Annotated in this window: 25 protein-coding genes and 2 pseudogenes; 20 read left to right on the forward strand and 7 right to left on the reverse strand. The window is 71.9% G+C overall.

What is annotated here, in order from left to right:
* From ND450_RS10465 to ND450_RS10490, 6 genes and pseudogenes are all read left to right on the forward strand, one after another.
* Positions 1–324 (forward strand): annotated as a pseudogene (locus tag ND450_RS10465) (4Fe-4S dicluster domain-containing protein); the annotation flags it as partial.
* Positions 321–782 carry a cyclic nucleotide-binding domain-containing protein gene (locus ND450_RS10470; RefSeq protein ID WP_253325940.1) on the forward strand — a complete coding sequence of 154 codons (462 nt, stop codon included), beginning with the start codon at positions 321–323 and terminating at the stop codon, positions 780–782. The pseudogene ND450_RS10465 and the gene ND450_RS10470, both read left to right, overlap by 4 nt.
* Entirely contained in the window at positions 779–1564 is a 786-nt protein-coding gene (locus tag ND450_RS10475) for an FAD/NAD(P)-binding protein (protein ID WP_253325941.1), read from the forward strand. The genes ND450_RS10470 and ND450_RS10475 overlap by 4 nt, the downstream gene beginning before the upstream one ends.
* A complete protein-coding gene (locus ND450_RS10480) occupies positions 1564–2301 on the forward strand; it encodes an oxidoreductase (RefSeq protein ID WP_253325942.1) in 738 nt (245 codons plus the stop codon). Before ND450_RS10475 ends, ND450_RS10480 begins: the two co-directional genes overlap by 1 nt.
* Complete coding sequence (locus ND450_RS10485; RefSeq protein ID WP_253325943.1) at positions 2298–3593, forward strand: Ni/Fe hydrogenase subunit alpha; 1296 nt, start codon at positions 2298–2300, stop codon at positions 3591–3593. Before ND450_RS10480 ends, ND450_RS10485 begins: the two co-directional genes overlap by 4 nt.
* Positions 3590–4045 (forward strand): hydrogenase maturation protease, encoded by a 456-nt coding sequence (locus ND450_RS10490; protein WP_253325944.1) that lies wholly within the window; start codon positions 3590–3592, stop codon positions 4043–4045. The genes ND450_RS10485 and ND450_RS10490 overlap by 4 nt, the downstream gene beginning before the upstream one ends.
* 6 nt (positions 4046–4051) lie before the next feature.
* On the opposite strand, the gene ND450_RS10495 is transcribed toward ND450_RS10490, so the two are convergent.
* Positions 4052–4354, reverse strand: a complete 303-nt coding sequence (locus ND450_RS10495; RefSeq protein ID WP_253325945.1) for an HPF/RaiA family ribosome-associated protein — start codon at positions 4352–4354, stop codon at positions 4052–4054.
* Positions 4355–4506: 152 nt separating this feature from the next.
* Here ND450_RS10495 and ND450_RS10500 point away from each other — a divergent pair, with 152 nt between their 5' ends.
* Both ND450_RS10500 and ND450_RS10505 read left to right on the forward strand, forming a co-directional pair.
* Complete coding sequence (locus ND450_RS10500) at positions 4507–6825, forward strand: phosphoketolase (protein ID WP_253325946.1); 2319 nt, start codon at positions 4507–4509, stop codon at positions 6823–6825.
* A complete protein-coding gene (locus ND450_RS10505) occupies positions 6822–7847 on the forward strand; it encodes an acetate/propionate family kinase (protein WP_253325947.1) in 1026 nt (341 codons plus the stop codon). The genes ND450_RS10500 and ND450_RS10505 overlap by 4 nt, the downstream gene beginning before the upstream one ends.
* Here the strand turns inward: ND450_RS10505 and ND450_RS10510 are convergent.
* Complete coding sequence (locus tag ND450_RS10510; protein ID WP_253325948.1) at positions 7844–9424, reverse strand: ABC transporter permease; 1581 nt, start codon at positions 9422–9424, stop codon at positions 7844–7846. The two genes, ND450_RS10505 and ND450_RS10510, sit on opposite strands and share 4 nt — an antisense overlap.
* Positions 9421–10307, reverse strand: a pseudogene (locus ND450_RS10515) (ATP-binding cassette domain-containing protein). The gene ND450_RS10510 and the pseudogene ND450_RS10515 overlap by 4 nt, the downstream one beginning before the upstream one ends.
* Before the next feature lie 156 nt (positions 10308–10463).
* On the opposite strand from ND450_RS10515, the gene ND450_RS10520 reads away from it, so the two are divergent.
* The 6 genes from ND450_RS10520 to ND450_RS10545 all read left to right on the forward strand — a co-directional run bounded on the left by ND450_RS10520 (position 10464) and on the right by ND450_RS10545 (position 14825).
* A complete protein-coding gene (locus tag ND450_RS10520) occupies positions 10464–10802 on the forward strand; it encodes a spore germination protein GerW family protein (RefSeq protein ID WP_253325949.1) in 339 nt (112 codons plus the stop codon).
* Positions 10799–11122: a hypothetical protein gene (locus ND450_RS10525; protein WP_253325950.1), complete on the forward strand. Its 324-nt coding sequence runs from the start codon at positions 10799–10801 to the stop codon at positions 11120–11122. The genes ND450_RS10520 and ND450_RS10525 overlap by 4 nt, the downstream gene beginning before the upstream one ends.
* A 102-nt stretch (positions 11123–11224) precedes the next feature.
* A complete protein-coding gene (locus ND450_RS10530) occupies positions 11225–11677 on the forward strand; it encodes a universal stress protein (protein WP_253325951.1) in 453 nt (150 codons plus the stop codon).
* Positions 11634–12557, forward strand: coding sequence for an ABC transporter ATP-binding protein (locus ND450_RS10535; RefSeq protein WP_253325952.1), 924 nt, complete (start codon positions 11634–11636; stop codon positions 12555–12557). Before ND450_RS10530 ends, ND450_RS10535 begins: the two co-directional genes overlap by 44 nt.
* 4 nt (positions 12558–12561) lie before the next feature.
* A complete protein-coding gene (locus ND450_RS10540; protein WP_253325953.1) occupies positions 12562–13731 on the forward strand; it encodes an ABC transporter permease in 1170 nt (389 codons plus the stop codon).
* On the forward strand, positions 13728–14825 hold the full coding sequence (locus ND450_RS10545) for an ABC transporter permease (RefSeq protein WP_253325954.1): 1098 nt from the start codon (positions 13728–13730) through the stop codon (positions 14823–14825). Before ND450_RS10540 ends, ND450_RS10545 begins: the two co-directional genes overlap by 4 nt.
* On the opposite strand, the gene ND450_RS10550 is transcribed toward ND450_RS10545, so the two are convergent.
* Complete coding sequence (locus ND450_RS10550) at positions 14782–16092, reverse strand: wax ester/triacylglycerol synthase family O-acyltransferase (RefSeq protein WP_253325955.1); 1311 nt, start codon at positions 16090–16092, stop codon at positions 14782–14784. The two genes, ND450_RS10545 and ND450_RS10550, sit on opposite strands and share 44 nt — an antisense overlap.
* Positions 16093–16252: 160 nt before the next feature.
* On the opposite strand from ND450_RS10550, the gene ND450_RS10555 reads away from it, so the two are divergent.
* The gene (locus tag ND450_RS10555; RefSeq protein ID WP_253325956.1) at positions 16253–17533 is read left to right on the forward strand and encodes an acyltransferase; all 1281 of its coding nucleotides are present in this window, start codon (positions 16253–16255) and stop codon (positions 17531–17533) included.
* A gap of 11 nt (positions 17534–17544) precedes the next feature.
* On the opposite strand, the gene ND450_RS10560 is transcribed toward ND450_RS10555, so the two are convergent.
* Together ND450_RS10560 and ND450_RS10565 are read right to left on the reverse strand one after the other, a co-directional pair.
* On the reverse strand, positions 17545–18669 hold the full coding sequence (locus ND450_RS10560; RefSeq protein ID WP_253325957.1) for a Gmad2 immunoglobulin-like domain-containing protein: 1125 nt from the start codon (positions 18667–18669) through the stop codon (positions 17545–17547).
* 1 nt (position 18670) lies between these two features.
* Positions 18671–18922 carry a hypothetical protein gene (locus ND450_RS10565; protein ID WP_089920387.1) on the reverse strand — a complete coding sequence of 84 codons (252 nt, stop codon included), beginning with the start codon at positions 18920–18922 and terminating at the stop codon, positions 18671–18673.
* A 161-nt stretch (positions 18923–19083) separates the two neighbouring features.
* On the opposite strand from ND450_RS10565, the gene ND450_RS10570 reads away from it, so the two are divergent.
* The 5 genes from ND450_RS10570 to ND450_RS10590 all read left to right on the forward strand — a co-directional run bounded on the left by ND450_RS10570 (position 19084) and on the right by ND450_RS10590 (position 23606).
* A complete protein-coding gene (locus ND450_RS10570) occupies positions 19084–20235 on the forward strand; it encodes a site-2 protease family protein (protein ID WP_253325958.1) in 1152 nt (383 codons plus the stop codon).
* Entirely contained in the window at positions 20232–21539 is a 1308-nt protein-coding gene (locus ND450_RS10575; protein ID WP_253325959.1) for a phosphoribosyltransferase family protein, read from the forward strand. The genes ND450_RS10570 and ND450_RS10575 overlap by 4 nt, the downstream gene beginning before the upstream one ends.
* Positions 21536–22639 carry a glutamate--cysteine ligase gene (locus ND450_RS10580; protein WP_253325960.1) on the forward strand — a complete coding sequence of 368 codons (1104 nt, stop codon included), beginning with the start codon at positions 21536–21538 and terminating at the stop codon, positions 22637–22639. Before ND450_RS10575 ends, ND450_RS10580 begins: the two co-directional genes overlap by 4 nt.
* 62 nt (positions 22640–22701) lie before the next feature.
* The gene (locus tag ND450_RS10585) at positions 22702–22956 is read left to right on the forward strand and encodes a DUF4342 domain-containing protein (protein WP_253325961.1); all 255 of its coding nucleotides are present in this window, start codon (positions 22702–22704) and stop codon (positions 22954–22956) included.
* Entirely contained in the window at positions 22953–23606 is a 654-nt protein-coding gene (locus tag ND450_RS10590) for a LiaF domain-containing protein (RefSeq protein ID WP_253325962.1), read from the forward strand. The genes ND450_RS10585 and ND450_RS10590 overlap by 4 nt, the downstream gene beginning before the upstream one ends.
* Before the next feature lie 246 nt (positions 23607–23852).
* On the opposite strand, the gene ND450_RS10595 is transcribed toward ND450_RS10590, so the two are convergent.
* Positions 23853–24254, reverse strand: coding sequence for a CBS domain-containing protein (locus ND450_RS10595; protein ID WP_253325963.1), 402 nt, complete (start codon positions 24252–24254; stop codon positions 23853–23855).
* Positions 24255–24476: the final 222 nt, after the last annotated feature.

Consider the following 24476-nt stretch of genomic DNA (forward strand, 5'->3'; position numbering starts at 1 on the left):
TGCGGCAACTGCACCATGGTGTGCCCGACGTGCTTCTGCGTCTCCGTCGAGGACCGGACGGACCTCGACGGCAACGCCGAGCGCGCGCAGCGGTGGGCCTCCTGCTTCGAGATCGACTTCTCCTACCTCCACGGCGGCGCGGTGCGCACGTCCGGTGCCTCTCGCTACCGCCAGTGGATGACGCACAAGCTCGGTACGTGGCACGACCAGTTCGGCACCTCGGGATGCGTCGGTTGTGGCCGGTGCATCGCCTGGTGCCCGGCCGGTATCGACATCACCGAGGAAGCAGCGGCCCTGGCCGGGACAGGCGGTGGACGACCATGACGATCCCCATGACGGAGCTCGACGCGCTGCCGCTGCTCGCCCGCCTCTCGCACACCCAACGTGCGGCGATCGCCGGTGTGAGCCGAATCGAGACCTACGACCAGGGCGTCCGGCTGTTCGACGAGGGCGGGCTCGCCGACCAGTGCTGGGTCGTGCTGTCCGGGTGCGTCACGATCGACACCGCGGTGCCCCGGAACGGCCGGATGGTGCTGCAGAGCATCGGCGCCGGGGAGCTGGTCGGCTGGTCGTGGCTCGTGCCGCCCTACCGGTGGCACTTCGGTGCGACGGTCGTGACGCCGACCAGGGCCGCGGTCGTGGACACCGCGGCGTTGCGCCGGCTCGCCGACGACGACCCGGCGCTGGGTTACCAGCTGTCGCTGATCTTGCTGGACGCGCTGCTGAACCGGTTGCAGGCCACCAGGATCCGCCTGCTCGACCTGTACCGGAACCCGTCGTGACGTCCTGGGTCCCGACTCCGTGCCGGGTGGTGGAGCGCACCGTCGAGACGCACGACTGCGTGACGTTGACTCTGCGGCCGGTCACCGGATCGCTGCCCGCGTTCCGCCCAGGACAGTTCGCGATGCTCTACGCGCACGGCGTGGGCGAGGTCCCGATCTCGGTGAGCGGCATCCCCGCCGACGGCACGCTCGTCCACACCGTGCGCGCGGTCGGTGCGGTGAGCAGGGCGCTGCACGACGCCGCACCCGGCACGGTGATCGGGGTGCGGGGGCCGTTCGGCACGGCCTGGCGGCTCGACGGGGTCGAGGACCTGCTCGTCGTGGCGGGCGGAATCGGCCTCGCTCCCCTGCGGCCCGTGCTCGGGCACCCGAGCAGGCGCACGGTGCTCGTCGCGGGTGCCCGGACGCCGGAGGACCTCTTGTACGCCGACGAGCTGCCCGCCCTGTCCGATGTGGACGTCGTGCTGACCGTCGACCGCGGGGGCCACGACTGGCAGGGCCGCGTCGGGTTCGTCACCGAGCCGCTCGCCTCGATCCCGCTCGACCCCGAGCGCACCACAGCGCTGCTGTGCGGTCCGGAGCCGATGATGCGCTTCTGCGCCAGGACGTTGCTCGGACGCGGCGTGCCCGCCGGGAACATCCAGGTGTCGCTGGAACGCAGCATGCAGTGCGGCATCGGCCTGTGCGGGCACTGCCAGCTCGGGCCGCTGCTGGTGTGCCGCGACGGACCTGTCACCGGTTACCCGGAGGCGGAACCGCTGCTGCTGGCGAAGGAGTTGTGATGCCCACGATCGCGGTGTGGAAGTTCACCTCGTGCGACGGTTGTCAGCTCACGTTGCTCGACTGCGAGGACGAACTGCTGCCGCTGACGGACCAGGTGCACATCGCGCACTTCCTCGAGGTGACCGGTGTGAGCGAACCCGGCCCGTACGACATCTCGATCGTCGAGGGATCCGTCACCACGCCCGAAGAGGCCGAACGGATCCGGTGGATCAGAGAGCAGTCGGCCGTGCTGGTCGTCGTCGGCGCGTGCGCCACCTCCGGCGGTGTCCAGGCCCTGCGGAACTTCGCGGACGTCGACGAGTTCCGCTCGATCGTCTACGCGAGTCCCGAGCACATCGCGGCGCTCGACACCTCCACCCCGATCTCCGCGCACGTCACCGTGGACCACGAACTGCGCGGCTGCCCGATCGACAAGGGCCAGCTGCTGGAGGTGATCACGGCGTTGCTCGCCGGCCGGGCACCCGACCTGCCGGACACCAGCGTGTGCACCGACTGCAAACGCCGCGGCCTCACCTGCGTGTTGGTCTCCCGCGGCACCCCGTGCCTCGGACCGGTCACCCACGCCGGCTGCGGTGCGCTGTGCCCGGCCGTCGACCGCGGCTGCTACGGCTGCTTCGGACCGATGACCCGGCCCAACGCACCCGCGCTCGTGCCGCTGCTGAAACGCACCGGGATGAGCGACGACGAGCTGGAACTCGTGTTCCGCACCTTCAACGCCAACGCGGAGTGGACATGACGCATCGCGCGAACCGCACGCTGCAGGTAGCCGGCCTCGCCAGGGTCGAGGGCGAGGGCGCGTTGCACGTGCGCACCGTCGGCGGCCAGGTCGACGAGGTCCGGCTGGACATCTACGAGCCCCCGAGGTTCTTCGAGGCGTTCCTGCGCGGGCGGAACTTCCGCGAACCGCCCGACATCACCGCCCGCATCTGCGGCATCTGCCCCGTCGCCTACCAGATGAGCGCCTGCCAGGCGATCGAGGACGCGTGCGGGGTCCGGGTCGGCGGCCAGCTGCGGGCACTGCGCAGACTGCTGTACTGCGGCGAGTGGATCTCCAGCCACGCGTTGCACGTCTACCTGCTGCACGCACCGGACTTCCTCGGGTTCCCCGACGGGATCGCGCTCGCCGCCGCCGACCGGGCCACCGTCGAGCGCGGGCTCCGGCTCAAGAAGGCGGGCAACCGGATCATGGACCTGGTCGGCGGCCGCGCGATCCACCCGGTGAACGTGCGGGTCGGCGGCTTCTACCGCGTTCCCGCACCGGAAGAACTGCGTGGCCTCGCCGGAACGCTGCGCGAAGCCCTGTACGACGCGCTGGCGACCGCGGAATGGGTCGCGGGGTTCGACTTCCCCGACCTCGACGTACCGCACGACCTGCTGGCGCTGCGCGAGGACGACGGGTACCCGCTCGACCGCGGCACCCCGCACGTCAGCACCGGGATCGACTTCCCGGTGTCCGAGTTCGGCGACCACGTCGTCGAACACCAGGTTCCGCACTCCACCGCGCTGCACGCACGGCTGGACGACCGGGTTTTCCTCGTCGGCCCGCTCGCCCGGTACAGCCTCAACTCCGACCGCCTGTCCCTGATCGCACGGGAGGCCGCCGCCGCGGTGGGCCTGGGAACGGTGTGCCGCAACCCGTTCAAGAGCATCGTCGTGCGCGCCGTCGAGATCGTGTACGCGATCGAGGAGGCGTTGAGCATCATCGACTCGTACGAACGCCCGGAGGTGCCCTGCGTCGAGGTGCACCCGCGAGCGGGCACGGGACACGGCGCCACGGAAGCACCACGTGGTCTGCTCTACCACCGCTACGACCTCGGAGCGGACGGACGGGTCCTCGCCGCGGACATCGTGCCGCCCACGGCGCAGAACCAGACGGCGATCGAGGACGACGTCACCAGGGTGGTCCGCGCCCACCAGCACCTGGACGACCACGCGTTGCAGTCGCTGTGCGAGCAGACCATCCGCAACCACGACCCGTGCATCTCGTGCTCGGCGCACTTCCTCGACTTCAGCCGGGAGGGCACGTGAAGCACGTGGTGGTCGGGGTCGGCAACGAGTTCCGCCGCGACGACGGTGTCGGCCCCGCCGTGGCCCGCCTCCTCGCCGCCTCGGGTGTTCACGCCGAGATCAGCGACGGCGACCCAGTCCGGCTGATGGAGACCTGGGAGGACGCTGACCTCGTCGTGGTCGTGGACGCCGTGCGCACGAAGGCGACCGCGCCTGGCCGGTGGTACCGCACGGCGTTGCCGCACACCATCCCCGCCGCCAGTTCCCACGGTTTCGGCGTGCCGGAGGCCGTGGCCCTCGCCGAGGCGCTCGACCGCAGGCCGGAACGCCTCGTGGTCTACGCGGTCGAAGTGGCGGACACCGGGTTCGGGACCCGGATGACCCCGGCGGTGGCACGCGCCGTCGAGCCCCTGGCCAGGGCCGTGCGCGACGAGATCACCTCCACCCCGGTGCTCCTGATCCCCGATTCGTGAATCCGCTCAGTTGTGCATCCTGAGCAGCCGGCCGTGCAACTGGTCCCGCACGGCGTCCAGCGCCTCCTCGAAGGTGGCGGCCTCCGCCTTCGCGACCACCGGCGTGCCGTTGACGTCGAGGTTCACGTGGACGGCGATCGTGCGAGGCCCCACCGCGGTGAGACGCACGTGTGCGAAGTCGGTCGGTTCGGGCGCGTACCGGGCCAGAGGAGCGATCCTGTCGTGGGCGTACCGCCTGGCCCTCGCCGCGATCTGGTCGTCCAGCTCGACCGCGACGTTGCCGATCTCCGCCGCGCCTGCGTGCTTCATCTGAACCTCCCTGCGCTGTGATGACCGCACTCTCGCCCACGCCCGACGGCACCGACAGGTCCGAAGGAGCCGGGTGCTCCGGGACCTGGGTCCCTGTCGCTGGATCCGTTCAGTCAGCACCGTGGAGGGCACACCGAGCTGAGGAGTGCGTCATGTCCCACGCCGACCTGTCGCTGGTCGACGCGTACTGGCGGGCCGCCAACTACCTGTCGGCGGGCCAGATCTACCTGATGGACAACCCGCTGCTGACCGAACCGCTGGCACCCGAACACATCAAGCCCCGGCTGCTGGGTCACTGGGGCACCACGCCCGGCCTGAACTTCGTCTACGCCCACCTCAACCGCATCATCCGCGAACGCGACCTCGACGTGCTGTTCCTCACCGGCCCCGGGCACGGCGGACCCGCGCTGCTCGCGAACACGTGGCTGGAGGGCACCTACAGCGAGACCTACCCGGACGTCCCGCGTGACGGCGAGGGGATGCGGAAGCTGTTCCGGCAGTTCTCCTTCCCCGGCGGGGTGCCGAGCCACGTGGCTCCCGAGGTGCCCGGCTCGATCCACGAGGGCGGCGAGCTCGGGTACTCGCTGGCGCACGCGTTCGGCGCCGCGTTCGACAACCCCGGCCTGATCGTGGCGTGCGTCGTGGGCGACGGCGAGGCGGAGACCGGGCCGCTCGCCGCCAGCTGGCACGTCAACAAGTTCCTCGACCCGATCAGCGACGGCGCGGTGCTGCCGATCCTGCACCTCAACGGCTACAAGATCGCCAACCCCAGCCTGCTGGCCCGCATCCCCCACGACGAGCTGGACTCGTTGCTGCGCGGCTACGGTTACGCGCCGTTCTACGTCCAGGGCGACGACCCGGACGACATGCACGCCCGCATGGCCGAGGTGCTGGACCAGGTGGTCGACGAGATCCACCGCGTCAAGCAGCGCACCGACCGGCCGCGGTGGCCGATGATCGTGCTGCGCAGCCCCAAGGGCTGGACCGGACCGTCCGAAGTGGACGGCGTGCCGATCGAGAACACCTGGCGCGCGCACCAGGTCCCTCTCGCCGGCGTGCGGGAGAACCCGGAGCACCTGCGGCAGCTGGAGTCGTGGCTGCGCAGCTACCTCCCAGGAGAGCTGTTCGACGGCGACGGCCGGCCACGCGCCGAGCTGTCCGAACTGGTGCCCCGCGGCGACCGGAGGATGGGTGCCACGCCGCACGCCAACGGCGGCCTGTTGTTGCGCGAGCTGAAGATGCCGGGCATCCGCGCGCACGCCGTCGAGGTCGTGAAGCAGGGCAGCACCCACTCCGAGCCGACCAGGGTGCTCGGCAGGCTGCTGCGCGACGTGATCACGCTGAACCAGGCCGACTTCCGGATCTTCGGACCGGACGAGACCGCCTCGAACCGGCTGGACGCGGTCTTCGAGGTGACCGGCAAGCAGTGGCAGGCCGAGACGTTGCCCGTCGACGAGCACCTGGTCCGCGACGGCCGGGTGATCGAGGTGCTGTCCGAGCACCTCTGCCAGGGCATGCTGGAGGGCTACCTGCTGACCGGCAGGCACGGGCTGTTCAACTGCTACGAGGCCTTCATCCACATCGTCGACTCGATGTTCAACCAGCACGCGAAGTGGCTCAAGACGCACAAGAGGCTGGACTGGCGCAGGCCGATCGCGTCGCTCAACTACCTGCTGAGCTCGCACGTGTGGCGCCAGGACCACAACGGCTTCTCGCACCAGGACCCGGGATTCATCGACCACGTGATGAACAAGAAGGCCGAGGTGGTCCGCGTCTACCTGCCGCCGGACACCAACACCCTGCTCTCGGTCGCGGACCACTGCCTGCGCAGCAAGGACTACGTCAACGTCGTCGTGGCCGGCAAGAACGAGACGCCGGACTGGCTCGACATCGACGAGGCCGTCCTGCACTGCACCCGCGGCGCCGGAATCTGGGAGTGGGCGAGCAACGACGAGGACGAGCCGGACGTCGTGATGGCCTGCGCGGGCGACGCCCCGACCGTCGAGGTGATGGCGGCCGTGAAGCTGTTGCGCGAACACCTGCCCTCGCTGCGGGTGCGCGTGGTGAACGTGGTGGACCTGATGCGCCTGCAGCCCGACACCGAGCACCCGCACGGCATGCCCGACCGCGAGTTCGACGCCCTGTTCACCGCGGACCGCCCGGTGATCTTCGCGTACCACGGCTACCCGTGGCTCATCCACCGCCTGACCTACCGCCGCACCAACCACCACAACATCCACGTCCGCGGTTACAAGGAGGAAGGCACCACGACGACGCCGTTCGACATGCTCGTGCTCAACGACATGGACCGCTACCGGCTCGTCATCGACGTCATCGACCGGGTCCCCGGGCTCGGCCCGAAGGCCGCCCGGCTGCGCCAGCTCATGCAGGACCAGCGGACGCGGCACCACGCCTGGATCCGCGAGCACGGCGAGGACCTGCCCGAGGTCCGCGACTGGACCTGGCAGTGAGCAGCTCCGGACACGTGCTCGTGGTGAACGCGGGCTCCTCCAGCCTGAAGCTCACCGTGCTCGGCGAGGACGACAGCGTCCTCGCCGAGCACCACGCCGAGCGGTGGCACGGCGAGACCGACCCTCTCGAGCGGTTCCTCACCCGAGCCCCCGAGATCCGGGCCGTCGGCCACCGCGTCGTGCACGGCGGTCCCGGCTTCACCGCGGCACAACGCGTCGATGCGGGTGTTCGAGCCGTTCTGCAACAGCTGACCGGCCTGGCCCCGCTGCACCAGCCACGGGCGCTCGCCGGCATCGACGCCGTCACCGCGGTGCTCCCCCGCGTTCCCCAGGTCGCGTGCTTCGACACGGCCTTCCACGCGACCATGCCCGCGTTCGCCACCACCTACGCCCTTCCCGCGCGGTGGCGGCTGAAGTGGGACCTGCGCAGATACGGCTTCCACGGGCTCTCCCACTCGTACGCGTCCCGCAAGGCCGCGGAGTTGGCCGGGGTGGCCGACGCGCGGGTGGTCAGCTGCCACCTGGGCGCCGGCGCCTCGCTCGCGGCCGTGCGCGGAGGCCGCTCGGTCGACACCACCATGGGCTTCACCCCGCTGGCGGGACTGGTGATGGCGACCAGGAGCGGCGACGTCGACCCCGGCCTGCTGGTGTGGCTGCTCAGGGCCGGGGTGCCGCTCGACGAGCTCGAGGACGGCCTCGAACACCGGTCCGGCCTCGCGGGTCTGGCCGGTACCGGCGACATGCGCGACGTGCGCCGGGCCGCCGACGGCGGCGACCAGGACGCGGTCCTGGCGCTGGAGGTGTACGCGCACCGCCTCCGCCAGGCGATCAGCGCCATGACCACGTCGCTGGGCGGGATCGACGTGCTGGTGTTCACCGGCGGCGTCGGCGAGCACGACGCCGTGTTGCGCGACGACGTCGTGAACGGCCTGTCGTTCCTCGGCATCGAGCACGTGCACGTGGTGAGAGCCCGCGAGGACCTCGAGATCGCGAGTCAGACCCGGGCCGCGCTGGCCGGTTAGGCGATGTCACGTCGCCGCAGCCCGGTGAACCCCGCCGCGAGTCCCGCGACGACGACGGCCAGCAGCCACAGCAACGGCGTCGCGGTGATCGCGGATCCGGGCACCTTCGGCAGGTGTGCCCAGGGCGACAGGTCCATCAGCCACTGGTCGAAGCCGAACAGCGGGCCGAGCTCGCCCAGCACCAGGAACACCGCGAGCGCGAACCAGCCGACCACGACGAGGCGGGGCGCGAGACCGTATGCGGCGACGACGATGCCGACGAGCACCCAGGCGGCCGGGATCTGCACGAGCGCACCCGCGAGCACCTCTCCCACGACGGACAGGTCCCCGGTCCGCGCGGCGTGCACCGTTCCGGCCGCCAGGCCCGCGCCGACCAGCAGCACCACGACTCCCGCCAGCGCGATGACGACGTGGCTCGACGCCCAGCGCACCCTGCCGACCGGCGTGGCGAGCAGGGACTCGGCCCGCAGCTCCACCTCCTCGCCGTGCAGGCGCATCGCCGTCTGGAGCCCGTACGCGGCGGCGATCACCCCGAGAAAGCCGAACATGGCCGCGAACACCGCGTCGGTCAGCGCGTTCTCGCCGCCGAGCCTCCTGAACAGCTCCGCGGTCTGCGGGCTGCTCAGCATGTCCCCGATGGTGCCCGCGACGCTGCCGACCAGAACGCCGTAGGCCACGAATCCGGCGGTCCACGCCAGCAGCGCGCCGCGGTGCAACCTCCACGCCAGCCCGAAGACACCGGTCAGCGTTCCGGTCGCGGGGCCGGGGCGGTCGGGCAGCAGGCCCGCGCCCAGATCACGCCTGGCCACCACCAGGTGCGCGACAGCCGCGGCGATCACCGCGAAGGCGGCGGTGATCAGCAGCACCCACCACTGGTTGCCCGCGTACGGGCGGAACTGCTGGCCCCAGCCGAGCGGGGACAGCCACGACAACCAGCGCGGTCCCGCCACGTCCGCGGTGTCCCCGACCGCCCGGAGCAGGAACACGACGCCGAGCGTCGCGACGGCGAGACCGACGGCGCCGCGAGACGTCGTCGCCACCTGCGCGGTGATCCCGGCGATCGCGGTGAAGGCGAGACCCACGCTCGCCCACGCCAGTCCGAAGACGAGCGACCCGTCCGCGGGCAGACCCGCGCCGACCAGGCTCGCCGAGGTCACCAGGCCGAGCAGGACGTTGGCGCCGGCGGCCACCGCCATCGCGGCCGCGAGCGGGGCGTGCCTGCCGACCACGCCCGCTCCCAGGAGCTCGCGACGACCGGTCTCCTCGTCCGAACGCGTGTGGCGCACGACGATGACGATCGAGAACACCGCCAGGAACATCGCGCCGGTCGCGAGCGCCTTCAGCATCGCGAGCGCGCCGATCGACGTCGGGTCGTAGATCCGCCCGTACACCGCGACGAGCGTCGGCGTCCCGTTCATGGTCGTCGCGGCCGCGACGACGGAGTCCGCGGTGGGGAACATGCCCTCGGTGGCCGCGGCGGACCCCGCGGCGAGGAGCACGAAGACGCTCAGCCACGCGGGCAGCAGCACGCGGTCCCTGCGCAGTGCCAGCCGGATCAGCTCGCCGGTGCCGTTCACGCCGTCACCTCGTAGTGCCGCAGGAACAGCTCCTCCAGCGTGGGCGGCCGGCAGACGAGGTTGCGCACCCCAGGGAGGTCAGGGCGCGCAGGACCTCGTCGAGGTGGTCCGTGTCCACGTGGCAGTGCAGCCGCATGCCTTCGGCGCGGAACTCGTGCACCCCGGGCAGGGACGCGAGGCCGTCGGGCGACCGAGTCAGGTCCGCGGTGATCGAGATGCGGGTGAGGTGCCGCAATTCGTCCAGGGTCCCTGCCTCGACCGTCCTGCCCTGCCGGATGATGCTCACCCGGTCGCACACCTTCTCGACCTCTGCGAGCACGTGGCTGCTGAGCAGCACGGTCCGGCCCTCCCTCTTCTCCTCGCGGACGCAGTCCTCGAACACCGCCTGCATCAACGGGTCGAGGCCCGCGGTCGGTTCGTCGAGGACGAGCAGGTCGGCGTGGGAGGCGAGTGCCGCCACCAGTGCGACCTTCTGCCGGTTGCCCGACGAGTAGGCCCTGCCCTTCTTCGTGGGGTCGAGCTCGAAGCGGTCGAGCAGTTCGGCACGGCGCCTCAGATCGAGGCCGCCGCGCAACCGGCCGATCAGGTCGATCACCTCGCCTCCGGTGAGGTTCGGCCAGAGCGTGATGTCACCGGGCACGTACGCCATGCGGCGGTGCAACGTGGCCAGGTCCCTCCAGGGATCACCGTCCAGCACGGTGACCTCCCCGGAATCGGCGTGCAGCAGCCCCAGGAGGATGCGCAGCGTCGTGGTCTTGCCCGCGCCGTTGGGACCGAGGAACCCGTGCACCTCGCCGGCGCGGACGGTCAGGTCGAGACCGTCGAGTGCGGTCGTCCGGCCGAACGCCTTGCGCAGGCCGGACACGGAGATCACTGCTGTCATGACTCGACGGTAGGGAGTCGCCGACGCTCCCCGGAGTGCCTTCGGGCATCGGCGTGGACCGGGCCTTGTCCCTGCCGGACGAGGACCTGAGGCCCTGTCCCGCCACCGCGGTCCGGTTCGAGGCTGGCGGGAGGAACACGACCTCAGGGAGTGGTGATGAAGCTCGACGAACTGATGACGAGGACGAAGGACTCGCTCGAGGCGAAGCGCGTCTACGCCGAGCCCTACGAGAAGGACGGGATCACCGTGATCGCGGCCGCCACCATCGCCGGTGGCTCCGGCGGGGGAACGGGCCGCGACGACAAGGGCCAGGAGGGCGAGGGCGGCGGCTTCGGACTGAACGCCAAGCCCACCGGCGCCTACGTGATCACCGACGGCCAGGTCCGCTGGGTCCCGGCGGTCGACCTGAACCGGCTGGTCGCCACGGCCGGCGCGGTCGCCATCGCCGCCCTCTTCGTGGCGCTGCGCATCGTCAGGGCGAAGGCCTCACAATGAGGAGCACGCGGCTGTGGCTCCTCCTCGCCACCGCGCTGCTGGGGGTCACGGCGTGCGCGGCCGGTCCGAACACCGCGTCCGCTGTGGACGGTGTGCAGCTCGCCGGGTTCTGGAAGGGCGTGTGGCAGGGTTTCATCTACCCCGTCACGTTCTTCATCTCGCTCTTCACCGACGACGTGAGCATCTACGAGGTCCGCAACAACGGCAACTGGTACGACTTCGGCTTCGTCGTCGGGATCGGGCTGGTGCACACGGTCTTCGGCTCGCACCGGCACGTCTCGAACCGGCGGAAGAAGGCCTCCGCCGGTTCGGCGTCCTGAGTGGACGGTGCTTTCCTCACCCGTGCCAGGGACGAAAGACCCTGCGGCACGACCCGCCGAACCGGGCACGCTGGGGTGACACACCCACCAGAGGAGCTGCTCATGAACTCCCCGTCCCGCATCGTCGTCGGCGTCGACGGATCGCCTTCCGCCAGGAACGCACTGGCCTGGGCGGTCGAGGAGGCCAGGCGGACCGGCGCGTCCGTGCTGGCGGTGTCCGTGTGTCAACTGAGCAGTTCGGCCAGTCCTTTCGGCGACGCGCACCGCCACGAGCTCGCGGCGGCGATCGAGGCCCTCGGTGACTCCGCGAGCGGTGTGCACGTCGACCAGGAGGTGCCGCACGGCCAGGCGGGACCGGTGCTCGTCGAACGTTCGGCGGACGCGGACCTCCTGGTCGTCGGCGACCACGGCTACCGCCGCGCGGGCGTGCTGGTGATGAGCTCGGTCACCAGTTTCTGCCTGCGCCACGCCCGGTGTCCCGTGGTCGTCGTGCCGCTGGAAGGAGCACACCATGGCGGTCCTCTCATGCTCCGGCCTGAAACGCCGGTTCGGTGACGTGCCGGCCGTGGACGACGTGTCGTTCACGATCGCGGAAGGTGAGACCTACGGCCTGCTCGGTCCCAACGGCGCCGGCAAGACGACGACGATCTCGATGATCACCGGCGTGCTGGAACGCGACGCGGGCGAGGTCGTCGTGGAGGGGATCGCCATGTCGACCCGCGCCACCGCCGCGAAGCGGCTCGTCGGGTACGTGCCACAGGAGCTCGCGCTGTACCCCGACCTGACCGGCCGGGAGAACCTCCGCTTCTTCGCGAGCCTCTACGGCGCCGGCCGGAAGCGGGTGGACCACGTCCTCGACGTGGTCGGGCTCGCCGAACGCGCCGACGACCTCGCCCGCGAGTACTCCGGCGGGATGAAGCGACGCCTCAACGTGGCGATCGGTCTTCTGCACGAACCCCGGTTGCTCGTGCTGGACGAGCCCACCGCCGGGGTCGATCCGCAGAGCCGCAACCAGATCATCGAGAACGTGCGCGCTCTCGCCGCCCAGGGCGTGGCGATCCTCTACACCACGCACTACATGGAGGAAGCCGAGAGGTTGTGCGACCGCGTCGGCATCATCGACTCCGGCCGCCTCGTCGCCGAAGGCGCGCGCCGCGAGCTCGTGGAGCGGCTGGGCGAACGCGACAGGATCTCGTTGCGGCTGGACGGCGACTTGGCGCACGCCACGTCCGCTCTCGGCGCGATGCGCGACGTCCAGGCGGTCGCGGCGCACGGGACAGGTCTGGAACTCGTGGTCGGCGATGCGAGCGAGTGCCTGCCGGCGGTGCTGTCGGCCATCTCCGCCGCCGGCAACGTCGTGCGGTCGGTCGAGGTGACCGAACCCGACCTGGAGACCGTTTTCCTGCACCTCACCGGCAAAGCGCTGCGGGAGTGAGTCCATGCGCCACGCACTGCTGATCGCCGCGCGCGACCTGCGCGAGCGGGCCCGCGACCGCACCCTCTACGTGCTCGCGATCGTGCTCCCGCTCGGTCTCGCCGGGATCTTCACGCTCATCCTCGGCGACCTCAGCGGGGACAGCCCGATGTTCACCTTCGTCGTCGCCGACTCGGACGGAGGAGTCGTCGCGACGACCTTCACCGGAGAAGTGCTGGAACGGGCAGCGGCCTCGGGCGCGATCCGGTTGCGCACCGCGGCGTCCGAGCAGGAGGCCAGGACGCTGGTCGGCGACGGAACGGCCACCGCGGCGTTCCTGCTGCCCGCGGGGCTGACCGAGGCCGTCCGGACCGGTGGCGCCGCACGGATCGAGGTCGTCGGCAACGTCGACGCGCCGACCGGCACCGACATCGCCCGATCGCTCGCGCAGGCTTACGCGGACCGGCTCCTCGCGATCCGCACGGCGGTGGCCGCGACCGTCCGTTCGGGCGTGCCGACGCCACCCTCGGAACTCGCGTCGGCGGCGGCGGCCGCGTTGCCGCAGGCGGCCGTCGTGGAGGACACGACCGGACGCCGTCAGCTCGACGCGAAGACGCAGTACGCGGCGGGCATGGCCGTCTTCTTCCTGTTCTTCGCCGTGCAACCGGGCGTCACGGGCCTGCTGGACGAACGCCGCGACGGCACGCTGGCCCGCCTGCTCGCGGCGCCCGTGCGGCGGACGTCGATCCTGGCCGGCAAGCTGCTGACCGGTGTGGTCGTCGGGCTGGTGAGCATGGCGTTGCTGGTCGTGGCCAGTTCGGTGCTGATGGGTGCGCGGTGGGGCCACCCGGCCGGTGTCGCGCTGCTGGTGGTGGCGGGTGTGCTCGCCGCGACCGGCGCGATGGCCGTGGTCGCGGCGATCGCGAAGACCTCGGAGCAGGCGGGCGGCTGGCAGGCCATCACGGCGATCGTCCTCGGGGCGCTGGGAGGAGCGTTCTTCCCGGTGTCGCAGGCGGGCGGGGTGCTGGACGCGATCAGCCTCGTCTCACCTCACCGCTGGTTCCTGCGGGGGCTCGCCGACCTCGCCGGTGGTGACGTCGCGGCGGTGCTGCCCTCGGTCGCCGTCCTGTCGTTCTTCGCGGCCCTGACGTGCGGGCTCGCACTCCTGCTCTTCCGGAAGGTCGTGCGACCGTGAAGGTGCTGTCGATCGGCTGGACCAGCGTGCGCCGCGCGTTGCGTGACCGCACAGGCCTCTTCTTCGTCGTGGCCCTGCCGCTGATGCTGGTCTTCATCATCGGTGCGGCGTTCGGCGGCGCGACGACGCCGGTGGTCGGCGTGGTGGGCGGCGCCGGTGCGCTGAGCGCCGAACCCGCGGTCCGCGTGCGCGACTTCCCGGACGAACGCGCGTTGCGCACGGCGGTGGAGCGCGGTGAGATCAGCGCCGGGCTGGTGCGCGCCGGCGGCGCGACGCCGCGGCTCCTCCTCCGCGCCGATCGAACCGGTCAGCAGCTCAGGATGCTCGTGACCAGCTCGCTGACCCGCGAGGCGAACCGCGTCGCGGCAGCCGGTTTCGTGGCGGAGCGGACCGGCACGGACCGTGACGCCGCACTGTCCGTTGTGGACTCGACGCGGGTGGAACCGGTCGAGGTGCGGGCCGGCACGACCGGCGAGGCGCTCTTCCCCCAGGGGTACTCGGGCTTCGACCTCGGCGCGGCGAACCAGCTGATCGTCTTCACCTTCCTGAACTCCCTGACGACCGCCGCGTTCCTCGTCGAGACGCGGTCGCTGGGCGTCACCCGCCGCATGCTCGCGACTCCCACGCCCGCGGGGGTCGTCGTGGCCGGCGAGGCGTTCGGACGGGTGTCGATCGCTCTGCTGCAGGGCCTCGTCGTCCTCGTGGGCTCCGCGTTGCTGTTCGGTGTCCGCTGGGGAGATCCCTGGGCGGCGGCGGCCTTGCTGTGCGCGTTCGCGCTCGTCTCCGGAGCCGCCGGGCTGCTCCTCGGATCCGTCTGCCGCACGCAGCAGCAGACCGCGGGCGCAGGCATCCTGCTCGGCCTGGGCCTCGCCGCGTTCGGCGGGTGCATGGTCCCGCTCGAGTTCTTCGGTCCCACGCTGCGGAAGGTGGCGTTCGCGACACCGCACGGCTGGGCCAACGACGGGTTCTCCGTGCTGACCAGGCACAGCGGCGACCTGGTCGCCGTCGCACCGCACCTGGGTGTGCTGCTCGGGTTCGCGGCCGTGCTGTTCAGCCTGGGCGCCTGGCGGCTGCGTCGCGCCGTGACGCGGTGAGCAGCTCGGCGATCGCTCTGTCCAGGGCCTCGGCCAGCACGTCGACGTCCGCGGTGCTGTCGCGGTCGGCGGTGATGCCCACCGCGACCCGGTCGGTGTAGGACAGCACGGCGATCCCGGTCCGGATGCGGATCGCGATCGGCACGTACGGCAGGATCTCGACGATCGCCCGCCCCAGCACCCTCAGCGGTCTGCGCGGGCCCGGCACGTTCGTGGTCACCGTGACGATGCTGCGCTGCGGCATCATGCCGCCGAGCCGCACGCTCCAGGCCAGCGGCGCGAACGGCTCGTGCCGCGCCAGCTGCGCCAGGGTCTGGCCGGACTCGGCCTGGTGCCCGCCCTTCGCCTCCGTGAAGCGCTGGTGCACCAGGTCCAGCGCGTCCACCGCGTGGTCCGCCTCGACCGGGAGGAACGCGAGCCGCAGGCTCACATGGTTGTCCAGCCTGCGGTCGCCGCGCACGGACACCGGCACCATGGCCCGGACGCTGTGCGGCGACGGCTCTTCACCGCGCTCCAGCAGCAGCGCCCGGTACGCCTGGGAGATCGCGGCCAGCACGACGTCGTTCACCGTGACGCCGAAAGACCGGCCGATCTCCTTCACCTCGGGCAACGAGGCCCGCACGACGCGGTACAGCCGCGGTGAGCCGATCTGCCCGAAGAGCGACGTCGCCCGCACCGGCAGCAACGACCACACCAGCGAGAGCATCCCGCCGAGGAGGTCGAGCGGCGCGCGGACCACGTTGGCCAGCAACGACATCAGGCTCTCCGGGCGCGCGGCGCCCGGAGGCTCCGGCGCGGGGGCGTCGCCGTACATCACGTCGTACAGCATGGTGCCGCTCACGCCGTCCGCCATGCAGTGGTGCACCTTGGCCAGGATCGCCCAACGCCCGTCCGCCAGGCCCTCCACGACCCAGTACTCCCACAGGGGTCGATCGCGGTCTAGCCGTTGCCCCATGACCCGCGCGACGAGCGCGCACAGCTCCGCGTCGCCGCCCGGTGCGGGCAGGGCCGTGCGCCGCACGTGGTAGTCGAGGTCGAACGACGGGTCGTCCTCCCACATCGGCGTGGCGAGGTCCAACGGCCGGCGAACGAGTTTCTGCCGTGCACGCGGCAGCACGGGAAGTTTCGAGCGCATCAGCCCGAGGAACTCGTCGTGACCCGGCGCCGGACCTTCGACGACGGCGACCGAGGCGATCGCGAGCGAGGCGTGCGGGTCGGCGTCCTCGACTTCCAGGAACGCGGCGTCCAACGGGCTGAGTCGGTCCATGCGTCGAGTCCAGCACCGGCGGTCTCGGTTGCCCAGCGCCCGGCGGCCCGCTTCGCCGGAGCCCTTCGACCCTGCCTCGGCAGGACGTCGACGTTCACCCTGGGGACAGCGCACCACGCCGCACCGCGGCGTTCCGCGTCAACGGGAGTGAGGTGAGCACGTGCCGCAGCCCGACGAGCGCGAACGCCCGCTCCCGACGCTCACCACCGCCGAGCAGCGAGATCACCGCGAGGTCCGGCCTCCGGCAGTGCACGAAGAACGACCTCGGCGCCATCCCGCCGACACCGCCCAGACCGGCACGACGGACGCGGTCCGGCCCGACAGCGGTGGCGAACGCCGCGACACGGCGGCTGCTGGCACTTCCGGTGTGCACCGGCGCGACGAGTACCTGGACTGGCTGAGGGCGACGAGTCTCGTCGTGGTCGTGTTGTGGCACTGGGCTTTCACGATCCTGCGCTGGACACCGGACGGCCCGCGCCCGACGAGTCCGCTCGGTTTCCTCTCCGGCGTGTGGATCCTGACGTGGCTGCTCCAGGTCCTGCCGATGTTCTTCTACGTCGGCGGGTGCGTGCACAGCGCTTCCTGGGAGCGTGACCGCACCCAGGGCGTCGGCCACTACGTGTGGCGGCACGTCCGGCATCTGCTGGTTCCCGCGGTCGGGCTGGTGCTCACGTGGGTCGTGCTCGGGGCGGTCGCCGGCGCGGTGTTCGGTCTGCCCTGGATCCGCGGTGTGGTGCTGCTGGTCGTCAGTCCCCTGTGGTTCCTGGGGGTCTACGTCGTTCTCATCACGCTCGTGCCGGTCAGCTCGTGGCTGCACCGCCGGTTCGACGTCCTCGTGCCGGTGTGGCTGGGCGGGACGGCGATGGCGGTGGACGTGCTGCGGTTCCGCTACGACCTGCCGTGGATCGGCTGGGTGAACATGCTCGTCGTCTGGTGGCTCGCCCACCAGGCCGGCTTCTTCCACCACCGGCTGACCCGACGCGGCGGGTGGGCGTTGCTCTTCTGCGGGCTCTTCGGCCTGGCCGGGCTCGTGTTCTCCGGGCTCTACCCGGGCTCCATGGTCGGCGTGCCCGGTGACCGGCTGTCCAACATCGGGCCGCCGACGTTCGTCGTCGTGGCGTTGCTGGTGTTCCAGATCGGTTTCGCCGTCGTGACCCGCCCTGTGGTCGAACGGCTCCTGGCCGGCTCTGTGGCGCGGCGGGTCGTCGCCCAGGTGAACGCGGTCGCCCTGCCGTTGTTCCTGTTCCACAGCACAGGAATGGCGCTCGCCCGCGTGACCGGGTTCCTCCTGTTCGGTGGCCAGATCACCGACGACCGCGCTCCCGACCTGCTGTGGTGGTTGCAGCGCCCGCTCGCCGTCGTCGCGCCTCTGCTGTTCACGCTGCCGGTGATCGTCCTCTTCGGACTGCGAAAGCGCACCAGGGGTGGCGGAGGTCCCTGACGAGCCGCGGCTCAGCTCTGCACGGTCGCCGACGGCTCCGGCACGCCCGCGAACCTCACCGGCACCGCCGTGGTCAGGACGATGTCGCCGTTCGCGGCGGACTCCTCCTGGAACAGGACCCAGCCGTCACCGCCGTTCGGCTGCGCGAAACCGATCCGGCCGCTGAACGGACGCGGCACATCACCCCCGCCGGTGACGAACCCGCGACCGATCTCCACCGCGCCCTTCCCGGTGAGCACCCGGACCGACACGGTTCCCTCGAACACGTGCGCCCGGCCGCTCACGGCGACCGGGGAGCGGACCACGTCACCGCCCTCGGGCGCGTCGACCTGGATCGCCTCCGCACGGGTGCCGGTCACCACCCATCGGTCGCCCGACCGCTGCAACGACACGACGGTCGGCAAGGTCGTGACCGGTCTGGTGTCGTCGTCCGGGTGCGCGGGGTAGCACGTGAGCTCCGCCTGGCCGTTGCCGGTGCGGCGGAACGGGCCGCCGAACACCACCCTCATGCCGGCGACCTGGATCAGGAACAGCCTCGCCTGTGCCACCGCGTCCGCCTCGTCGCCCAGTCCGGGGGCGGGCAGCTGCAGCCAGTGGTAGAACGCCGGCACGTCTCCGCCGAAGGAGTACACAGTGGACTTGACGGTGGGGAACTGCTTCAGCGTGGTGTCGAGCTCGGCGAGCAGGGCCGCGGAGCCGAAGCTGGAGCTCGCGTCGGGAACGGCGGCGCGGAAGTCCTGGAAGTCCGCGTAGGCGACACCGTCCGCGACCCGGACGCTCCGGAGGCTCCGTGCCGTCCCCGGCCCGAACATCGACCAGTGCCCGCTGCCGCGTTCGGCCTCGGTCGGGCCCGGCAGCAGCGCGTTCAGCGCCGCCGTGGCGACGGCAGCCGTCTTCGGCACCGAGCGCGGTACCGCGACCACCTCGCGCGGATCACCCGGTGCGCCGCGGTGGAAGTAGACGACCAGGTTCGTGGTCTCCCGGCTCGCCGAGGAAGGTGCCGGCGTCGCGGTGGTGGAGGTCGGGGCGGCGGGCTCGCTCCTGTCGCGCCGCGTCGTGATCACCACGGCCACGAGGGCCGCGACCACGAGAACGGCCGCGGTGGCCGCGATGACGATCCGGGTCCGGCGTGTCACGTCACGCCGCCGCGAACGACCGCAGAACGCGGACACCGGAGGTGGTGAGGACGGCAGGCGCGGACGCACCGGCGGCCGCCTGCCGCGCCGGGCGGAAGAGTCCGCCGGAGAACAGCTCGACCGTGGCGGTGAAGTCGCACCACAGACCGTCGACGCTCAGGCTGGGGGTGCGCCCGCACACCAGCTCGCCACGTCCGTCCGCGATCGCCTGCAGCATCGCCCGGTGCCTCGCCGTGTAGCCGTTGATGGTCATGTCGCTCCCCTTCCTCCGCGTTCCGGCAACTGAGCCGAGCCTGCCCTTCACCGCGGGCGTGACGCAGAACACAAGGTGGGCATCGGCGAGGGACCATTGCCGTGCGCGCGACGGACCTCGGGCCCTGCTCCCGCGACCCGCGGGGTCGGGACGCTGAGGTCATGAGAACCGGACTGCCCTCGGTGCCGCTGGGGCGCGTGCGCGGGATCGGCGTGGGCGCCCACTGGTCGACGATCGTCGCGGTGCTGGTGATGGCGCAGGTCGTCGCGGTCTCCGTGCTGCCCCGGACGGCACCGGGACACCCGGCCTCCGCCTACTGGGTCGCGGGTGTGCTGGCCGCGCTCGTGTTCATGCTGTCGCTGCTGGCCCACGAGCTCGCGCACGCGCTGACCGCGCAACGCTTCGGCATCACCGTGACGCGCATCGACCTGTGGCTGCTCGGCGGCGTGTCCCGGTTGTCCTCGCCCCCGCGTGCACCGCGCGCCGAGTTCCTCATCGCCGTCGCGGGTCCGGCCACCAGCGTGGTCGTCGGGGTGCTGGCCGGTGCCGCGGGCACCGTCCTCGCCGCGTGGGGCGCCCCCGCCCTGGTCGTCTCGCCCGTGCTGTGGCTGGCAGTCACCAACGGCGTCCTGGCCGTGTTCAACCTGGTGCCCGCGGCGCCGCTGGACGGCGGGCGGGTGCTCGCCGCCGCGGTGTGGTGGCGCACGGGTGACGAGCGCCGCGGCACCGCGGTGGCGGCCGTGGCGGGCAAGGCCTTCGGACTGGTGCTCGCCGCGGCCGGTCTCGCGCAGGTGTTCGCCGGCGCGGTGTCCGGCCTCTGGCTGGTGCTGCTCGGCGCCTACCTGGTGGTCAGCGGAGCGGCGGAGCAGTCCGCCGGCGAGGTTCGGCACCGCCTCGGTGGTCTGCTGGTGCGCGACGTCATGACGGCGGATCCGATGATCGCGCCGGGGTGGTGGACCGTGCGGAGCTTCCTGCGCGGTCTCGTCTCCGGGCCGCACCGGCGGGTCTTCCCCGTCGTGTCGTTCGACGGAACGGTCCTCGGCGTGGTCAGCCTCGCGGAGCTCGCGCGAGTGGACGACCCGCTCACCACGCGGATCTCGGACGCGTGCCGGGCACTGCCGGACGTACCGGTCGCCTCCCCGGAGGAGCCGCTGCTCGACCTGCTCGCCCGGACACCGCTCGGGCGGGATCGCGACGTCGTGCTGGTGCTGCGCGGCCCGAATCTCGCCGGCGTCGTGGGACCCGAGGACGTGGCCTGGGCGCTGGAGCTGTCCCGGAGCGTGCCGATCGAACACCACGAGGTGACGTCATGAGGTTCACCGACCGCAGCCAGGCGGGCCGCCTGCTCGGTGGCCGGCTCGACCACCTCCGCGACCAGAACGCCGTCGTGCTCGCGGTACCGCGCGGCGGTGTCCCGGTCGCGGTGGAGGTGGCGAACGCCCTCGAAGCTCCGCTGGACGTCGTCGTCGTCCGCAAGCTGGGGCTGCCGTTCCAGCCCGACGTTGCCGCCGGCGCCATCGCCGAAGGCGGGGTGCGGGTGCTCGACCAGCGCGTGTCGCGGCTGTCCGGCCTGACCAGGTCCGAGCTCGCCGCCGTCGAACACGACCAGCGCCGGGAACTGCTGCGCCGGCTCCGCCGCTTCCGCCGTCACCGCCCGGTGCCTCTGAAAGGACGCGTCGCGGTCGTCGTCGACGACGGTGCCGCCACGGGCGCGTCGGCGCGCGCCGCCTGCCGGGTCGCCCGTGCCCGCGGGGCGGCGCGGGTGGTCCTCGCGACACCGGTGTGCCCGGCGGACGTGGTCGGTCTCCTGCTTCAGGACGCCGACGAGGTCGTGGCGCTCACGACGCCTCCGGACTTCGACGCGGTCGGCCGGCACTACGACGACTTCCGCCAGGTCGGCGACGCGGAGATCGTCCACGCCCTCACCCCGGCCACCGGGGGACCTCCTCCCCGGCGGCGCGTGACCCGGCAACGCTCGATCGAGATACCCGTCGGCAGGATCCGGCTCCAGGCGGACCTGGCGGTGCCCCAGCACCCCGTCTCCGTCGTGGTGTTCGCCCAGGCCGGCTGCAGCGCCAGGCACAGTTCCCGCGTCCGGTACCTCGCCGCCGAGCTCAACCGGGCCGGAGTGGCGACGGTGCTGGCGGGCCTGCTGACCCAGGAGGAGGAGCTCGACCGCGCCGCGGTGACCGACGTCAGCCTGCTCGGTCACCGGCTGACCGCCGTGACGAGGTGGGCGAGGAGCGAGCCCGGCCACCGATCACTGCCCGTCGGGTGCTTCGGCACGGGGTGCGCAGCGGCGGCGGCTCTGCGGGCGGGAGCGGATCCGCGGGCCGGGCTCGCCGCCGTGCTCGGCCTGAGCGGTCACCTCGACCTCGCCGAGCCGTGGCTCGGCCGTGTCCGGCCACCGACCCTGCTCGTCGTCGGCAGCGGTGACGCGGCCGGCATCGCGGTGCACGAACGCCTCGTTCCACGACTTCGGTGCGAACACCGGTTCGTGGTGGTGCACCGGGCGAACGGGCGGTTCGACGAACCGGAGGCGCTCGACACCGTCTCCCGCCTCGCCCACGACTGGTTCACCGCCCACCTCACCTCGTCCGCACGGCCGAGCGCATGATCGCCGCGCTGTCGATGGGCGTCGAGGAGGAGTACCTGGTCGTCGACGCCGTGACCAGACGCCCGGTCGCCGCGGCCTCCTCGATCCTCGCGGGACTGTCCGAAGAGGACTTCCACCCCGAGTTCTCCGCCACGCAGGCCGAGTTCTCGACGAGGGTGTGCCTCGATCTCGGGTCGCTGCGGCGCGAGCTCGAACGAGGCCGCACCTCGCTCGCGCTCGCGGCCCGGCACCACGGCGCACTCCTCGTCGCGAGCGGCACTCCCCCGCTGGGCCGGCCCGGCCCACCACCAGTGGCCCCCGGCGCCCGTTATCGGCGCATGGCGGCGGTGTACGGCGCGCTGGTCGAGGACCAAGGTGTCTGCGGCTGCCACGTGCACGTCGGCGTACCGGACCCGGACCACGCCATCCGCGCGAGCAACCACATCCGCCCGTGGCTCCCGGCCCTGCTCGTGCTGAGCGCCAACTCACCGTTCTCCGACGGCAGGGACACCCGGCACGCCAGCTGGCGCACGAGCATCTGGTCCCGGTGGCCCGTGTCCGGTGTACCGCCCCGCTTCCACAGCGCCGCCCACTACGAGGACCTCGTCGGACGGCTCGTCGACGCCGGGGTGATCATCGATCCGGGAATGGTCTATTACTACGTTCGCCCGTCACGCCACGCCCCGACCGTCGAGGTGCGGATCGCGGACGTCGCGGCGACGGTGGACGAAGCGCTTCTGCAGGCGGCGCTCACGCGGGCGCTCGTCAGCACCGCCCTGATCTCCTCCGCGGAGGAGCCGGCGCCGGATGCCGTGCTGCGCGCCGCCTGCTCCCGTGCGGCGCTGGCCGGCCTGGAGGGCCGGTGCCTCGATCCCGCGTCCGGCCGGCCCTGCACGGGGTGGGACCTGGTCGACCGGTTGGTGGCGCACGTGCGGCTCGCGCTGCGGGACACCGGTGACCTCGGCTTCGTCGAACGACGTCTGTCATGGCTGCGCAGGTGTGGCGGAGGCGCGACGCGACAACGGCGGGTCCTCGATGAACGAGGCGACCTGGGCGCCGTCGTCGACCACCTCGCCGTCGTGCCGTCGGAGCGGCAGTGGCCGACGGCCCCGCACACATGACCGAAGGACACTGCTCGCGGCACGCGCCGCGGGACATCGTTGTGGTGGAAGGGAGAAACGTCATGACTGTCGAACACGAGGACAAGGTCCGCCTGCGGGGCGAGGCGCTCGCCGAGAAGGTCAAGCAGCTCATCCACGAGGGCAACGTCCGGCGTCTGATCCTCAAGAACGACAAGGGGCACACGGTGATGGAGATCCCGGTGACCGCGGGTGTGGTCGCCGCGATCGCCGCGCCCGTCGTCACGGCGATCGGCGCCATCGCCGCGTTCGCGAACGAGTGGTCGATCGTCGTGGAACGGCAGGGAGAACAGCCGTGAAACCCGTGCGGCTCTGGGTCGGGCTGGTGCTGCTCGCGCTCGGCGTGTTCGGCATCCTCGACGCGGTCGACGTGCTCGAGTCGGGCGAGGTCATCGCGGCCTGGTGGCCCGCCGCCGTGGTGGTCCTCGGTCTCGTGGCGATGGCCGCGCAGCGCCGCGTGTCCGTCGGGCCCGTCGTGATCGCGGTGCTCGGCCTCGTGCTGCTCGCGAACACGCTCGACTGGACGAGCGGCGACCTGCTGGTGCCGTCGGTGCTCGCGGGCGTCGGGGTCGCCGTGCTCGTCGGCCTGCGCCGGCACCACGGCACCCGCACGCCGTTCGCGCTGTTCGGCGGTGCCAGCACCAAGGACCGCTCGAAGCACCTCCGGCACGCCGACGTGTCGGCCATCTTCGGTGGCGCGACGCTCGACCTGCGCGAGGCGCAGATCGACTCCACCGCCGACATCGAGGCGTTCGCGCTCTTCGGCGGCGTCGACGTCCTGGTCCCGCACGGCTGGCGGGTGTCGGTCGGCGGGCTGCCGTTCATGGGCGGCATCGACGACAAGACGGACAACGACGAGCGCAAGCTGCCCGAGGACGCTCCCCTGCTGACGGTGAACGGCACCGCGCTGTTCGGCGCCGTGGTGGTCTCGAACCAGCCGAAACCGTGACCGCCGCCCCGGGGAGGCGGCGACCGCGCGGATGACGGCGCGGCAGGTGGGGCACTGTGGTCGCGGCACCGGCGAACACCGGTCCGTCCGCCCGCGTCACCGACCGGCGCCGAGGTCGCCGCCCGCCTCGGCGCCGGTCGGTACCCGGTGCCAGGGGGCCACTTCCCCGTGCCGGCAGCTGACTGGTGTGTCCTTTCAGGACATCATCTGACTCCACCCTCACCGAGCTGCCGGCACGACCTGCCGTCAGCCGCCGTCCGGCTTGCGGGTCAGCCCGGGAACGTGCAGGGCTCCACCACGACGGACCGCACCCCCAGCACGGTCCCACGAACGCGCCTCGACGTTGTCGCACAACAACCTGCTCGCCCTCGCGGCGAGGACCTCGTCCTGCGAGGTGTGCACCCGCAGCAGGTCCTCCCGGCTCACCACACCGATCACGACGCCATCGCACACCACCGGCAACGAGCGGTAGTGGTGGCCGAGCAACTGCCGGGCGACCTCGCCCACGGGCGTCTCGGCGTCCACCGCCACCACGAGCGGGGTCATCGCGTCCTCGACCCGCCGCGCCACCCGCCGGGCCCGCAGCTGTTCGCGCACCAGGCCCTCGCCGGACACCAGGCCGACCAGAGCGCCGTCCTCACCGACCACGGGCAGCGCGCGGCGAAGCCGTGCGCTGCCACAAGAGCCGCGGCCGCCTCGATCCTGGTCCGCCCCGTCACCGTCAGCGCGGGAGAGGACGTCACGTCGAAAGCCCGCACCGCGACCACCTCCTCGGCTCCGCGGCCAGCGTCCCGCCTCACCGGGTGTGCCTCCACCGTCGAGTGGCCCTCGTCCCCGAGACGTTCGACTCTGCCCCGCCGCCTGCCCGCG

Source organism: Lentzea sp. HUAS12, assembly GCF_024125735.1.
GTDB classification, from domain to species: Bacteria; Actinomycetota; Actinomycetes; order Mycobacteriales; family Pseudonocardiaceae; genus Lentzea; species Lentzea albida.

What these genes read in the sequence shown, in the direction of transcription:
- ND450_RS10470 (WP_253325940.1), top strand. Translation starts at nt 321, where the DNA reads ATGACGATCCCCATGACGGAGCTCGACGCGCTGCCGCTGCTCGCCCGC.
- ND450_RS10480 (WP_253325942.1), top strand. Translation starts at nt 1,564, where the DNA reads ATGCCCACGATCGCGGTGTGGAAGTTCACCTCGTGCGACGGTTGTCAG.
- ND450_RS10485 (WP_253325943.1), top strand. Translation starts at nt 2,298, where the DNA reads ATGACGCATCGCGCGAACCGCACGCTGCAGGTAGCCGGCCTCGCCAGG.
- ND450_RS10495 (WP_253325945.1), bottom strand. Translation starts at nt 4,354, where the DNA reads ATGAAGCACGCAGGCGCGGCGGAGATCGGCAACGTCGCGGTCGAGCTG.
- ND450_RS10500 (WP_253325946.1), top strand. Translation starts at nt 4,507, where the DNA reads ATGTCCCACGCCGACCTGTCGCTGGTCGACGCGTACTGGCGGGCCGCC.
- ND450_RS10520 (WP_253325949.1), top strand. Translation starts at nt 10,464, where the DNA reads ATGAAGCTCGACGAACTGATGACGAGGACGAAGGACTCGCTCGAGGCG.
- ND450_RS10525 (WP_253325950.1), top strand. Translation starts at nt 10,799, where the DNA reads ATGAGGAGCACGCGGCTGTGGCTCCTCCTCGCCACCGCGCTGCTGGGG.
- ND450_RS10530 (WP_253325951.1), top strand. Translation starts at nt 11,225, where the DNA reads ATGAACTCCCCGTCCCGCATCGTCGTCGGCGTCGACGGATCGCCTTCC.
- ND450_RS10535 (WP_253325952.1), top strand. Translation starts at nt 11,634, where the DNA reads ATGGCGGTCCTCTCATGCTCCGGCCTGAAACGCCGGTTCGGTGACGTG.
- ND450_RS10540 (WP_253325953.1), top strand. Translation starts at nt 12,562, where the DNA reads ATGCGCCACGCACTGCTGATCGCCGCGCGCGACCTGCGCGAGCGGGCC.
- ND450_RS10550 (WP_253325955.1), bottom strand. Translation starts at nt 16,092, where the DNA reads ATGGACCGACTCAGCCCGTTGGACGCCGCGTTCCTGGAAGTCGAGGAC.
- ND450_RS10565 (WP_089920387.1), bottom strand. Translation starts at nt 18,922, where the DNA reads ATGACCATCAACGGCTACACGGCGAGGCACCGGGCGATGCTGCAGGCG.
- ND450_RS10570 (WP_253325958.1), top strand. Translation starts at nt 19,084, where the DNA reads ATGAGAACCGGACTGCCCTCGGTGCCGCTGGGGCGCGTGCGCGGGATC.
- ND450_RS10575 (WP_253325959.1), top strand. Translation starts at nt 20,232, where the DNA reads ATGAGGTTCACCGACCGCAGCCAGGCGGGCCGCCTGCTCGGTGGCCGG.
- ND450_RS10580 (WP_253325960.1), top strand. Translation starts at nt 21,536, where the DNA reads ATGATCGCCGCGCTGTCGATGGGCGTCGAGGAGGAGTACCTGGTCGTC.
- ND450_RS10585 (WP_253325961.1), top strand. Translation starts at nt 22,702, where the DNA reads ATGACTGTCGAACACGAGGACAAGGTCCGCCTGCGGGGCGAGGCGCTC.